At 43.7% G+C, this 13,442-nt stretch carries 12 protein-coding genes and 1 pseudogene; all 13 read right to left on the bottom strand.

Going from position 1 to position 13,442, the window contains the following annotated elements:
• Positions 1 to 2: 2 nt before the first annotated feature.
• Positions 3 to 1,298, bottom strand: coding sequence for a bifunctional tetrahydrofolate synthase/dihydrofolate synthase (gene folC / locus QUE24_RS01785; RefSeq protein ID WP_286304978.1), 1,296 nt, complete (start codon positions 1,296 to 1,298; stop codon positions 3 to 5).
• A 6-nt stretch (positions 1,299 to 1,304) separates the two neighbouring features.
• On the bottom strand, positions 1,305 to 2,159 hold the full coding sequence (gene accD / locus QUE24_RS01790; protein ID WP_284722437.1) for an acetyl-CoA carboxylase, carboxyltransferase subunit beta: 855 nt from the start codon (positions 2,157 to 2,159) through the stop codon (positions 1,305 to 1,307).
• A 19-nt stretch (positions 2,160 to 2,178) separates the two neighbouring features.
• Positions 2,179 to 3,000 carry a tryptophan synthase subunit alpha gene (gene trpA, locus QUE24_RS01795; protein WP_284722436.1) on the bottom strand — a complete coding sequence of 274 codons (822 nt, stop codon included), beginning with the start codon at positions 2,998 to 3,000 and terminating at the stop codon, positions 2,179 to 2,181.
• A 10-nt stretch (positions 3,001 to 3,010) separates the two neighbouring features.
• A complete protein-coding gene (trpB, locus tag QUE24_RS01800; protein ID WP_286304979.1) occupies positions 3,011 to 4,231 on the bottom strand; it encodes a tryptophan synthase subunit beta in 1,221 nt (406 codons plus the stop codon).
• Entirely contained in the window at positions 4,224 to 4,838 is a 615-nt protein-coding gene (locus tag QUE24_RS01805; RefSeq protein ID WP_284722434.1) for a phosphoribosylanthranilate isomerase, read from the bottom strand. Before QUE24_RS01805 ends, trpB begins: the two co-directional genes overlap by 8 nt.
• Positions 4,839 to 4,874: 36 nt before the next feature.
• Positions 4,875 to 5,654: a tRNA pseudouridine(38-40) synthase TruA gene (truA, locus tag QUE24_RS01810; protein ID WP_284722433.1), complete on the bottom strand. Its 780-nt coding sequence runs from the start codon at positions 5,652 to 5,654 to the stop codon at positions 4,875 to 4,877.
• A gap of 15 nt (positions 5,655 to 5,669) precedes the next feature.
• On the bottom strand, positions 5,670 to 8,186 hold the full coding sequence (locus QUE24_RS01815; RefSeq protein ID WP_491562454.1) for a motility hub landmark protein FimV: 2,517 nt from the start codon (positions 8,184 to 8,186) through the stop codon (positions 5,670 to 5,672).
• A 113-nt stretch (positions 8,187 to 8,299) separates the two neighbouring features.
• The gene (locus QUE24_RS01820) at positions 8,300 to 9,322 is read right to left on the bottom strand and encodes an aspartate-semialdehyde dehydrogenase (protein WP_286304981.1); all 1,023 of its coding nucleotides are present in this window, start codon (positions 9,320 to 9,322) and stop codon (positions 8,300 to 8,302) included.
• A 20-nt stretch (positions 9,323 to 9,342) separates the two neighbouring features.
• Positions 9,343 to 10,413 carry a 3-isopropylmalate dehydrogenase gene (gene leuB, locus QUE24_RS01825; RefSeq protein WP_286304982.1) on the bottom strand — a complete coding sequence of 357 codons (1,071 nt, stop codon included), beginning with the start codon at positions 10,411 to 10,413 and terminating at the stop codon, positions 9,343 to 9,345.
• 41 nt (positions 10,414 to 10,454) lie between these two features.
• The gene (leuD, locus tag QUE24_RS01830) at positions 10,455 to 11,093 is read right to left on the bottom strand and encodes a 3-isopropylmalate dehydratase small subunit (RefSeq protein WP_286304983.1); all 639 of its coding nucleotides are present in this window, start codon (positions 11,091 to 11,093) and stop codon (positions 10,455 to 10,457) included.
• Between the two features lie 15 nt (positions 11,094 to 11,108).
• On the bottom strand, positions 11,109 to 11,699 hold the full coding sequence (locus QUE24_RS01835; protein ID WP_286304984.1) for a YceI family protein: 591 nt from the start codon (positions 11,697 to 11,699) through the stop codon (positions 11,109 to 11,111).
• 9 nt (positions 11,700 to 11,708) lie between these two features.
• Positions 11,709 to 12,605, bottom strand: coding sequence for a flagellar motor protein MotB (locus QUE24_RS01840; protein WP_286304985.1), 897 nt, complete (start codon positions 12,603 to 12,605; stop codon positions 11,709 to 11,711).
• Positions 12,606 to 12,625: 20 nt separating this feature from the next.
• Positions 12,626 to 13,389, bottom strand: a pseudogene (gene pomA / locus QUE24_RS01845) (flagellar motor protein PomA).
• Positions 13,390 to 13,442 lie beyond the last annotated feature (53 nt).

Below are 13,442 nucleotides of genomic sequence, written 5' to 3' on the forward strand. Positions count from 1 at the left end.
GCTTATTTATTTTTAAGGTGGAACTCAGGAAGAATTCGCATGATAGCCTCTACAGTATGAAATGATCCGAATATCAAAATCCGATCATCTGTTTCTGCCTTCTGTAAGGCATGTTGGTAGGCATCATTCACGGTGGTGTAACAGTTATAATTATCAAGCTCGGATGAAGATATTGCTTTTGCTGCCAGAGACTCAGCATCCATACCACGGTCACCATCCAATCCTGCAAAAAACCAATGTGTAATATCCTTTTGCAAGATCTGGATAACCGACTGACAATCCTTATCTTTCAGCATGGCTAACACTGCATATGTTTTACCTTTACAGTTTCGCTGTGAAAGTAATTTGTGAAGGTTTTCAGCCCCTTGCTGATTATGTGTGACATCAAGGATAAGCGTCACATTGTCACGTTTTATCTCTTGAAATCTGCCAGCCAGATTGACATGCTTCAGTCCATTTAAAATAGCCGTATCGGTGATGGTTAATCCCTGCTCTTTCAACAACTCACAAACCTGCACGACGGCTGCAGCATTTTGTATCTGGTAATCACCCACTAAGGCAGGATAAGGTAATACTCTGGCTTCATTTCCAGTAGCTTGCCAGCTCCAGCTATCCTCATTCAATTGTGAATACTGATACGCCTCACCTGCTTTGTATAAAGGCGCATTTTGTTTCCGGGCATGTTCGAGCAGACTACTGGGAGGCACTGTCTCTGAACAGACAACGGGCGTCATAGGGCGAATAATGCCCGCCTTTTCATAAGCGATTTTCTCACGCGTATCGCCTAACCAGGCGGTATGATCGAGCCCAATTGGGGTAATAAGCGCGATATCTGTATCAAACAAATTGACAGCATCCAAACGCCCTCCCATACCGACTTCAAGGACGGCAATATCCACTTTTTCAAGCCTGAAGATTTCCGCCGCGGCCAGTGTGGCAAACTCAAAATAAGTGAGTGAAATGTCACCACGTGCTTCATCGATACGAGCAAAGGCATCACAAATCTGTTGGTCTGAGCAGGGTTGACCGTTGATAGCTATACGTTCGTTATACGCTAGCAGATGTGGCGAAGTATAGGTCCCAGTTTTATAACCGGCCGCCATCAGAATGCTACTGGTCATAGCAACTGAGGAACCTTTACCGTTAGTACCAGCAATCGTCACCAATTTGAATGGTAACTTTGTCTGCCCTTGCATGTTTTGCCATACAAGAGCGATACGATCTAAGCCTGGATCAATTTCAGTGAAGTGTAATTTTTCCTGCCACGCCAACCATTGTGGCAATGTGCTGAACCGCATACAGTTCTATGCTGCACGATGCTGAAGCATGCTGAGGATATTGGATAATCTATCTCGCATTTGACGACGATCAATAATCATATCAATCGCACCATGTTCCAACAGAAACTCTGCTCTTTGAAAGCCTTCCGGGAGTGTTTCACGGACGGTTTGCTCAATAACACGTGGACCAGCAAAACCAATAAGCGCATTAGGTTCAGCCACATTGATATCACCGAGCATCGCTAAACTCGCAGATACACCACCCATTGTCGGATCAGTCATGACTGATACAAATGGAATGCCTGCATTACTTAACTGAGTCAGGATCGCACTGGTTTTAGCCATTTGCATTAAAGACAATAAGCCTTCTTGCATGCGCGCACCACCACTCGCAGAAAAACAGACCAACGGAATATTATTTTTCAGCGCGACTTTGGCTGCTCGAACAAATTTTTCACCTACGACAGATCCCATCGATCCAGCCATAAAGTTAAAATCAAAACTGACTGCAACTAATGGTAAACCATTGACTCTACCTTGCATTGCCAACAAAGCATCGTTTTCGCCTGTTGTTCGTTGTGCTTGGGTAAGACGATCTTTATAGCGTTTACTGTCTTTGAACTTCAGTGTGTCGACAGGTTTAACTTCAGCGGCGATTTCTTTACGGTCTTCTTCATCCAGAAAGCTTTCCAGCCGTGTTCTGGCATTAATGCGCTGGTGATGATCACACTTAGGACATACCATCAAATTACGTTCAAGTTCTGCACGGTAAAGTACATTGTCACAGCTTGGACATTTACACCAGACACCTTCTGGCACTGAACGACTTCGCACAGTTGTACGAATTTTGGATGGGAGTAATCTTTCAAACCAACTCATTTTGTCACCTTCGTTATTTTTATGCTTTTGCTAAATCACGCGCATTGATGGCATGGCGCATTTCAGCTAACAGACCTGCAACTGCAACTGGCAGCTCTTCAAGTCGTTGTGCATGTTCTTCGATGCACTTAACCAGAGTACTACCTACTACCACCGCATCGGCAATCTCGGCAACTGCTGCTGCAGACTTACCATCACGGATACCAAAACCAACACCTAGCGGTAAATCCGTTCTTTCACGCAGCATACTGAGTTTATCATTGACTTCTGTCACGTCTAGCGAAGCCGAGCCGGTCACCCCTTTAATGGAAACATAATAAATGAATCCACGCGCAAAAGAAGCAATCATTGACATACGTTCTGCCGATGTCGTTGGTGCCACCAAGTAGATGGTATCAATATCATGCTGATCCATGATCTCACGAAACTCAACTGATTCTTCGGGAGGTACGTCAACAGTTAATACCCCATCAACACCTGCTTCTTGAGCAAGTTTAGCAAACTCTGCATATCCCACAGCTTCAATAGGATTCGCATAGCCCATTAAGACGATGGGTGTTTCTGTGTTTTTCTCACGAAACTTTTTCACCATTGTCAGCACAGATTTGATGCTGACATCGTTCTTAAGCGCTCTTTCACATGCTTTTTGGATGACAGGACCATCACTCATCGGGTCAGAAAAAGGGATACCAAGTTCAATAATATCGGCACCTGCATCGACCAGCGCATGGAGCAATGGCACGGTTACCCAAGGTTCAGGATCGCCGGCAGTAATATAGGGAATAAGTGCTGTTTGACCATCTGTCTTCAGTTTCTCAAAGCACTGACTTATACGACTCATTATGACTTCCTTAGAATTTTAATCCAGCCATGGCGGCAACGGTATGCATATCTTTGTCACCACGCCCTGACAGGTTAACTACTATTGTTTGCTCTGGAGACATGGTCGGTGCCAATTTTTTCACATAGGCCAACGCATGGCTTGACTCAAGTGCAGGAATAATACCTTCGGTGCGTGTAAGCTCATGGAAAGCAGTTAACGCCTCTTCATCAGTTACCGACACATAATTTGCTCGACCAATATCTTTCAACCAAGCATGCTCAGGGCCCACACCTGGATAGTCCAGTCCAGCTGAAATTGAATGCGTTTCTACGATTTCACCATTGTCATCTTGCATCAGATAAGTACGGTTTCCATGTAAAACACCTGGTCTTCCCGCAGAAAGTGGTGCTGAATGCTGACCTGTTTCAATCCCATGTCCAGCGCCTTCCACACCATGCATTTCAACAGACTCATCTTCGATGAATGGATGAAACAGACCAATCGCATTAGAACCGCCACCAATACAAGCAACCAATGCATCTGGTAGTTTGCCATTGATATCCAGCATTTGCTGCTTGGCTTCACGTCCAATAATAGATTGAAAATCTCTTACCATAGCAGGATAAGGATGGGGACCGGCAACAGTACCTATGATGTAAAACGTATCATCAACATTGGTTACCCAATCACGTAGCGCTTCATTAAGCGCATCTTTTAATGTGCGTGAGCCTGATTCCACCGGCACCACTTGTGCACCGAGCAGTTTCATTCTGTATACATTCTGAGCCTGACGTTCAACATCTTCTACGCCCATGTAAACAATACATTCCAAGCCCATTCTGGCAGCGACCGTTGCTGTCGCCACACCGTGTTGACCAGCGCCTGTTTCAGCGATGATGCGGTTCTTACCCATACGCTTGGCTAATAAGGCCTGACCGATAGTATTGTTAACTTTGTGCGCGCCAGTATGATTGAGATCTTCACGTTTCAAATAAATTTGAGCGCCGCCTAACTTCTGTGTCCAATTCTCGGCGAGATAGAGAGGTGATGGACGCCCTACAAAGGTGCTCAGGTCTTTGTCCATTTCTGCCAGAAAATTGGGATCGTTACGATATTGCTCATAAGCTTGTTGAAGCTCATATATCGCACCCATAAGCGTCTCACCAACAAACCGACCTCCATAAGGTCCGAAATGTCCACGCTCATCAGGGAATGTTTTGTAATAATCGTGAATATGCTCTTTAAGCATTTGCCACCTCTCTCATAAAAGTGCTGATCTTTTCATGACTTTTTATCCCCTTATCACTTTCAACGCCACCACTGACGTCGACTGCATAGGGCTGCACTTGATGGATAGCCTGCAACACATTAGATGCATGTAGACCACCCGCTAAAATAATGGGTTTATCAATACGACTGATCTGAGACCAGTCAAATGTTTTGCCTGTTCCACCAGGTAAGCCTGGTTGATAGGTATCAAGAAGTAACGCCGAAGCTGTTGAATAGTCGTCAGCTACTTCTTGAAGATTTACACCATCTCGCATTCTTACCGCTTTGAGATATGGCATCTCAAATTGGTGACAAAAATCAGGGCTTTCATCACCATGGAACTGAAGTATATCAACCGATAACTCGTCAAGACAGCGTGAAACCAGGTCTTTATCAGGGTCAACAAAGAGTGCCACTTTTGAAACAAATGGCGCCAAATTAGCTGTAATCGTGTTTGCCTGCGCAAAAGATATGGCTCTTGGGCTTGGAGGATAAAATACTAAGCCAATCGCATCAGCTCCAGATTCCGCTGCAAAATCAGCATCTTGCTGACGAGTTATGCCGCATATTTTTACTCGGGTTCTCATCTGTTTCTATGGTTACTCTTAAATAGAGCTGTTACTTTACCAGAGCACCGGAAAAGCTGACACTGCCGGGATTGAATATTGCTCTGGATAACGAACATCCACCAGATATAACCCCTCTGCTGGCGCAGTTATGCCACCTTGACTTCTATCGGTACTGCGCAAGACCTCACCAGCCCATTCAACAGGTTTACTACCATCGCCAATAGCTGTCATGACACCAACAAGGTTTCTTACCATGTGATGTAGAAATGATAGTGCTTCGACATCAATCGCAATACAGTCTTGTTGCTGACTGATGCTAATTTTATCTAAGGTCTTGATTGGGCTTTTTGCCTGGCACTCACTCGCTCTAAATGCTGAGAAATCATGTTGTCCAACTAATTGATCCGCAGCGGCCTGCATCCTTTCAATATCTAATGGCGGATAGTGCCACCACATTCTATGCTGATGAATTGATGACCGGCTCAGACGGTTTAAGATCAGATACCGGTAGCTTCGTTTGATAGCGGAAAATCTGGCATGGAAATCATCATCTACAAACTCTACCCAAGTGACATTCACATCTTTAGGTAAGTTTGCATTGATACCTAAAAGCCAGCCTCGCTTTTCTCTGATTGAGTCTGTATCAAAGTGCACCACTTGATTTAGGCCATGGACACCTGTGTCGGTGCGTCCAGCGGCATACACTTCAACCGGATGGTTAGCTACAACAGAAACCGCCTTTTGCAGTTCACCTTGTACGGTTCTGGAATGGGACTGAATTTGCCAACCACAAAAATACGTGCCGGCATACTCTATGCCGAGTGCTATTCTCACTAATTCCTCTCTCTTTTAGTCTGATAATGAGTCGAGAATAGTCTGGGCACGCACTTTCTGTTCGTCATTTCCTTCGGCAATGACTTCCTTGAGAATACTGGTCGCGCCTTCAGGATCGTCCATATCGATGTAAGCTGAAGCCAGATCCAATTTGGTTTCTGCCTCATCAATTTCATCAATATCGCCAATATCAAATTCGATATCAGCCTCATCATTAAGATCACTGTCAAATGGTGCGATATCAACACGCTCTGGATCCAATGAAGATGATGCACCAGGCTCAAACGGAAGAAGCGAATCATGCTCGACTATGTTCTCTTCTTCATTATTATCATCTTCTTCTTGATGTGTACCAAATGTTGTACCAGTATCAAACGAGAGCAAATCATCCTCAATATGATCTTCTGACTCATTATCAATTTCTTCAGTCAACGTGTCTTCAAGCTGAGTGTCTTCAGCGTTGATGTCGTTTTGCTCATCTATATCAGAAGCCATATTGACCGTTGAAAACTCTAATGGTGTGTCATCACTGTCTTCTTCTGATAGATCCACATCGATAGACACATTATCCACTTCGTCTTGACGTTTAAAATCTAGTTGCTCATCTGTTGCAACATCATCAATAGTCTTTTCTGGTTCTGTTGACTCGTCTGAGACAAATTCCGTATCCGCTGTCTCTTCAGCCTGAAATAAAGGATGCTCTGGGGCCAGTTGTGCTCCCCATTGTTTTATTTCATCCCATTCAATACTTTCTTCATCAAAGTCTGTGTTTTCAGCAAGAGCAATAAAGTCGTCAACTTGTTTTTGTTTGTACAACACAAACAATAATTTGTATGCCACTAAAGTATTATCAGGCTCTCTGGCTTTTGCTTGATCGAGCGCAATTTTTGCTTGAGCATAATCCGCATAACCAACAAACATATCAGCTTGTTCAACGAGCTCCATCACACTTTTCTGTGGTAAGGATTCCTGATTTAGCGTTTCATCTTTAGGCTCATGCTCCGTCACTGGCTCTTCAACTGACGCCTCATTAGCGTAATCAGAGAGCGATGTTTGTGTATCATCAGTAACGGGCATTCCCCCAACAGGTATGGTCTCTTCTGTAAACGATTCGTCTTCCTTGTTTTTTCTTCTAGCCAGTAATAGCAACAAGAGAAGGAAAACAAGTAATGCGCCACCAACCTGCAATTTATACTCAGCTAAAAACCGTTTGATATTATCGACTAAATTAGCGGGTACCAGCTCCTCACTGGATTCTTCACTCAATTCAGCTTGAGCTTGTTCTGTACTAAGCGGAGCATCGGCTGTTTCATTGTTCTTTGTATCAGTATTAGCGTCAGCAGCAGTGTCATCAGGAGCAGCTAACGGCTCTAAATCAGGCTCAGCTTCGGTATTGTCCCCGGCAGCGTTGTTCTGTTCATTCTCTTCCAGCATATCCTGTAATCTAGCGAGATCAGCATCTTTAAGAGAAATGAGTCTACGCATGGTCTCCAACTGCTCTTCCATGGCATCCATACGCGCTTTGAAGTCTATGTTTTCCTGCGCTTGTGCCTCTATCGTTTCCTGAGCAAGCGTCAACTGTTCAGTCAATGCATTAATTTTTTCGTTGCCAGCCAGGTTCGGTGACGCATCATCTTCCGTCGTTTTACTTTGTTCAGGTGCAACGAGCTTCAGACGCGCTTGTTCAGCAGCATCGTCTTCGATTTGTTCACTACTTTCACTATTATCTGCATTCGTGTTATCGATAGTGTTGGCGTCTATTGTATCCTCAGCCGCTGGCTCAGATTCATCAGTGGATGGTTGAATCACCGCTGGTGTTGGCGCGGGTTTGTTCGTAACAGTATTTCGCTGGCGCCATGCTTCATTCTGTGCTTTGAAGGCTTGATATGCCTGTGCCTGTGATTTGGCTAATATCGCAGATTTGTCAGGAATAGACAGCGTATAACCTGCTTTAAGTCCATTTATATTGTTATCAACAAACGCTTCTGGATTAGCATTCACCAGCGCCAACATCATCTGTTGAACGGAGACAGACTCATCAGGACGAGTGTTTAGAGCGATATTCCATAAGGTATCGGCTTTGGCAACAGGACCATATGTACCACCATTAGCCCAAACAGTATTAACATTATTCACTTCTGTAGATGTGTCAGCCTTATTCACAGAAGGTGTAGATGCAGCTTGTTGAGTAGTGCGTTGAGATGACATCAACACTTCAGGTGGATCAAGAAGTACCGTGTACTCTCTGATGAGTTTTCCACCTCCAGCAGAGGCTGTTAGCAAAAAGTCCAAGAAAGGTTCTTTTACAGGTAGTTGCGAAGTGATTAAAACGCGAGGCTTTCCTGATTGCTCAACAACATCAAACTTTAACTGGCTCAGGATATAACTTCGGTCTAATCCTGCTTTTTCAAACTCGTCATTTGAGGCGATTCTGATTTCAAAACTCTCTTTTTCTTCTGTAGAGAGTGAGTTGATATCAATCGTTGCTTTGAAGGGCTCATTAAGTGCTGACATGACTTTAATTTCGCCCAAACCAAACGCATAACTCGTTAAGGGGTGAAAAAGCCTATCGTTGATGCGACAGCGATACTGGCAAAAAGCTGTTTCTTCATTTTCATCCCCTTAACTTCCTTATCTAGCTTATTTTAAAGGTACTTTTCTACTAACACTTCTGCAATTTGAACACTGTTAAGTGCCGCACCTTTACGTACGTTATCAGCAACAACCCATAAATCCAGTCCTTTATCATGGGAAATGTCTTCACGAATACGTCCGACAAATACAGGATCCTGACCTGAAGACTCTGTCACTGCTGTTGGATAACCACCATCTTTACGTTCATCAAGCAGGACAATACCGTTTGCTTTTTCATAAAGTGCTTTACATTGTTCAGCAGTGATCTTGTCACGCGTTTCAATATGAATGGCTTCTGAGTGGCCGAAGAAAACAGGAACACGAACAGCGGTTGGGTTAACCTGGATAGACTCATCGCCCATAATTTTGCGTGTTTCCCAGACCATTTTCATTTCTTCTTTGGTGTAGCCATTGTCCATGAATACATCAATCTGAGGCAGAACATTAAAAGCGATCTGTTTAGGATAAACCTCTGCCTTAACAGGGCGACCATTCAATAAATCTGCAGTCTGTTTCGCCAGTTCATCCATCGCTGGTTTGCCAGAGCCAGAAACGGCTTGATATGTACAGACATTAATGCGTGTAATACCGACGGCATCATAGATAGGCTTTAATGCGACCATCATTTGGATGGTTGAACAGTTCGGATTGGCAATGATGCCACGATTTTTGTAATCAGCAACGGCTTCCGGGTTTACTTCTGGCACGACAAGCGGAATATCATCATCGTAACGAAACTGTGATGTGTTATCGATGACTACACAGCCAGCCGCAGCGGCTTTAGGGGCATACTCAGCAGAGACACTCGCACCTGGAGAGAACAAGCCAACTTGTACTTTAGAAAAATCAAACTCAGCCAGATCTTCGACAATAATGGATTTGTTACCAAAGCTTACTGTAGAACCTGCACTTCGTTCGCTTGCCAGTGCATATACTTTACCTACTGGAAACTGACGTTGGTGCAAAATTTCTAACATGGCTTCTCCTACAGCCCCTGTAGCACCTACTACTGCAACATCTACTTTTTTATTCACAATACACCTTTTGTTTTAATTTATAACGCTGCTAGTACCGCATCACCCATTTCAGAGGTGGACACTTTTGTCATCCCTGCAGAATAGATATCCGCAGTACGAAGTCCATCATCCAGTACTTTACTCACAGCTTTTTCAATTCGATCAGCCATTGCAGCTTCATCGAGTGTGTAACGTAACATCATAGCAGCTGACAAAATTGTCGCCAGTGGGTTGGCAATATTCTGTCCAGCAATATCGGGGGCAGAACCATGAATCGGTTCATACATACCCTTGCTGTTTTCATCAAGCGAGGCGGAAGGCAGCATGCCAATCGAGCCAGTCAACATTGATGCACAATCAGACAAAATGTCACCAAACATATTAGTCGTCACCATCACATCAAACTGTTTGGGTGCTCGTACTAATTGCATGGCTGCGTTGTCTACATACATATGACTCAACTCAATGTCTGGATAAGATTCAGACAATGTTGTCATAGTTTCACGCCACAATTCTGTGCTTTCCAGCACATTTGCTTTATCTACAGAACAAACTCGACCTTGTCTTTTGCTCGCAATATCAAAAGCGACCTTGCCGATTCGGTTAATCTCAGTCTCACGATAGACAAGTGTATTGAAACCCTGCTTTTCGCCATTCTCCAACGTTCTGATACCACGTGGTTGACCGAAATAAATGCCACCCGTCAATTCACGCACAATCATCAAATCCAGACCAGCCACCACATCAGCTTTTAGTGTAGAAGCTTCTGCCAACTGCGGATATAAAATTGCCGGACGTAAATTGGCAAATAAATTCAATTCGGAGCGGATACCTAATAAGCCTTTTTCTGGTCTTACACTGATATCAAGTGACTCCCATTTGTAGCCCCCGACAGCACCTAATAAAATTGCATCGGCCTGCTTTGACATCTGCAGCGTTTCATCAGGTAACGGTGTACCAGTTTCATCATATGCTGCTCCACCAATGAGGCCATATTCCAAAGAGACATCTAGCCCCTCTTGACGAAATGCTTCTAAAATTTTGACTGCTTCAGCTACGATTTCAGGACCAATACCATCACCAGGCAAAACTACAATCTTTTTTGTCATTTTTTATATCTTTAAATAATTTACTGAATTAGAGATTTATCTTACGAGAATAACCAGGGCGCTTCTTGCTTGCGCTTTTCTTCATAAGCCTTGATATCATCTTGATGCTGTAAGGTGAGACCAATATCATCAAGCCCTTCGATTAGACAGTGCTTTTTGAATGCATCAACCTCAAAGTCAATCGACTCACCATCAGGTAACGTGATTTTTTGTTCTGGTAAATCGACTTTCAGTTGGTAGCCATGCATCGCCTCTACTTGCTCAAACAGTTTGTCAATTAGCGACTCTTCCAGAGTGATAGCCAAAATACCATTTTTACTAGTGTTGCTGAAAAAGATATCTGCAAAACTGGGGGCAATAATAACGCGAATGCCAAAATCATCCAGTGCCCAGACAGCATGTTCACGACTTGAACCACAACCAAAGTTCTCACGCGCTAGCAGGATAGTCCCGTTTTTATAGCGTGGTTGGTTAAGCTCAAAATCAGGGTTTAAAGGCCGTCCACTGTTATCTTGTCCTGGTTCACCATGGTCAAGATAACGCCACTCATCAAACAAGTTCGGACCAAAGCCAGTGCGCTTGATAGACTTCAAAAACTGTTTGGGGATAATGGCATCGGTATCGACATTGGGGCGATCCAATGGAATAACGATGCCAGTCTCAACTGAAAATTTTTGCATTGCGAGGAATACCTCTTAGTTCGTCGCGTTTAACGTTAAATAAAAACTTACCGGCACAGCATGGCTTATGTTTGGTAATCCAGCCAGCTCACGTAATTTTTCTACACCCTGTGCCAACTTATAATCATCAACACTCAAAATAACAGGATGAGAAGAGACCACTAGCAACTCATTTTCGGTTACTTTGGTCACAAGCACATCAAATGTCATTTCTTGTTTTTGCCCATGCAGTTCAAAAAAACCATCAATAGATAATGGTTTTGTCTGCCCAACGGTAATCTGTGCTATTTGTTCTGGTGACAGCTGAGCTGTAATCGTCGCTTTAGGAAAGTCAGCGACATTGAAAAGAAACTCCTTCATGCGACTGTCGCGAATTTCTATGCCTGTATTTACCGATGCCAAATCAATGGCAAGAGAAAACTCACCTGTTTCAGCTAAGTTACCAGCAATTTTGTCAAACTGATGAACCTCAGCAATGTTCACCTTTTTTGTTGAAATAAAATTCACTTGAGACTCGTTGTTGTTTATCTGCCATTGTGTTGCAGAAGCTACCGAGCTTGCCAGGAGTATACTGAGTGTCGACACCCAAATATGCATTTTTCTCATTCTTCTTCCTCATCGTTCGATAATAGTAGACACTGAACCATCAACAGCATCATGCTCGTTGATCAGTTCGTCAATTGATCGGGTTAAACTTTCTTCAACCGGCGATTTCAGCACAATAATCTCAACACGTCTGTTAATCGCACGGTTCTCAGGTGAATTATTAGGCACCAATGGTTTGGTATCCGCATACCCTTCTAAAACAAAACGTTCTGGTTTCATATCCCCAGGTTCTAACAATTCATGTACTACAGAGGTGGCTCTTGAGGTAGATAGTTCCCAATTTGATCGATATCTTGGCGTATTAATCGGTACATCATCTGTGTGGCCAGCGACAGCAATTTGACCTCCCGTACTCACTAAAACGTCGTGTATTTTTCTAAGAATAGGTTTAAAGCCAGGGTTCAATCTCGCGTCACCAGATGGAAACGAACCATTTTCTCGAATTCGGATCACAATACGACTGAACTGACTTTCTACTTCAATTAGACCTTCTTTAATTTCTTCATCTAATGCTTCACGAAATTTCTGGGTTTCTTCCGCTATTTCCTGGGCCTGTTGTCGAGCGACCTCTTCTTCATCCATTGTTACCTTGATTTTTTCACGGGTATCATCGATGGTTTCTTGTCTCACTACCTTAAGCGGCGTCGGTTTAGGCTCACCTGGACTATACTCTTGAGCAATAATACTGGTACCAACGGGCACAGCATCAGCGATGACTTCTCGCTGAACGCCAAAAGCATTATCAAGAGATTTCACCACCATCTTGTATTTCAAGGCATCCATTTCAGCAAAGGATAATAACAAAACAAAAAAGCACATCAGCAATGACATTAAGTCTGCGAATGTGCCCATGTAGGCGGGTAAGCCTTCGTCTTGCTTTTTAGGTCTTGGGCTATCTTCACTCATTTCTATGTAACCGAGACCAACTAGGCAGCTGGTTCGTCAGTATCACGCTTAGACGCTGGTAAGAAGTTTTGTAACAGCTCACCTAATACTTTCGGGTTTTGACCTTCCTGAATCCCCATTACACTCTCAATGATAATACTCTTATTCATCAACTCTTCACTGCTACGTAAAGCGAGCTTATCAGACACAGGCAGAGCGAACATATTGGCTAACATTGCACCATAGAGTGTGGTTAATAATGCCACAGCCATGGCAGGGCCAATGGATTTCGGATCGGACATATTTGACAACATTTGTACCAAACCGACTAATGTACCAATCATTCCCATAGCTGGACCAGCATCCCCCATCGTTTTGAAGATTTGCTGGCCTATAGAGTGACGGTTAACGGTTTCATTCATTTCCGTAACCAGTGCTTTTTGACTACCGCTGGTTCATGTCCATCAACCAGCATGCGTATACCTTTTGCCAAAACGGGATTAGCCACCTCCTGTCTTTCCAGAGCAAGTAAGCCCTCTTTTCTTGCAATGGTGGCTAGTTCAACAACAGATTGAATGATTTCTTGAGGTGACTCTGATTTGTATAAGAACGCTTTCATTGCTGTCTTAAACGAGCCAAGAAATTGTCCTAGAGTGAAGCGCATCAATACCACCGCAAAGGTGCCGCCTATGACAATCGCTAATGAAGGCATGTTGATGAATACACCGGCTGCTGCACCAAGAGCAATCGTTGCAATAATCAGACTCCAAGCCGCAATAAAACCTAGCAGTGTAGCTAAATCCACTCAATTACTCCCTAAGACTAGAAACTCATCAATGAAATGCCGTAGCACTGGCA

It is taken from the genome of Methylophaga marina (assembly GCF_030296755.1).
GTDB classification, from domain to species: domain Bacteria; phylum Pseudomonadota; class Gammaproteobacteria; order Nitrosococcales; family Methylophagaceae; genus Methylophaga; species Methylophaga marina.

Coding starts and splice junctions, on each gene's coding strand:
- folC (WP_286304978.1), bottom strand. CDS start 1,298: ATGCGGTTCAGCACATTGCCACAATGGTTGGCGTGGCAGGAAAAATTA.
- accD (WP_284722437.1), bottom strand. CDS start 2,159: ATGAGTTGGTTTGAAAGATTACTCCCATCCAAAATTCGTACAACTGTG.
- trpA (WP_284722436.1), bottom strand. CDS start 3,000: ATGAGTCGTATAAGTCAGTGCTTTGAGAAACTGAAGACAGATGGTCAA.
- trpB (WP_286304979.1), bottom strand. CDS start 4,231: ATGCTTAAAGAGCATATTCACGATTATTACAAAACATTCCCTGATGAG.
- QUE24_RS01805 (WP_284722434.1), bottom strand. CDS start 4,838: ATGAGAACCCGAGTAAAAATATGCGGCATAACTCGTCAGCAAGATGCT.
- leuB (WP_286304982.1), bottom strand. CDS start 10,413: ATGACAAAAAAGATTGTAGTTTTGCCTGGTGATGGTATTGGTCCTGAA.
- leuD (WP_286304983.1), bottom strand. CDS start 11,093: ATGCAAAAATTTTCAGTTGAGACTGGCATCGTTATTCCATTGGATCGC.
- QUE24_RS01835 (WP_286304984.1), bottom strand. CDS start 11,699: ATGAGAAAAATGCATATTTGGGTGTCGACACTCAGTATACTCCTGGCA.
- QUE24_RS01840 (WP_286304985.1), bottom strand. CDS start 12,605: ATGAGTGAAGATAGCCCAAGACCTAAAAAGCAAGACGAAGGCTTACCC.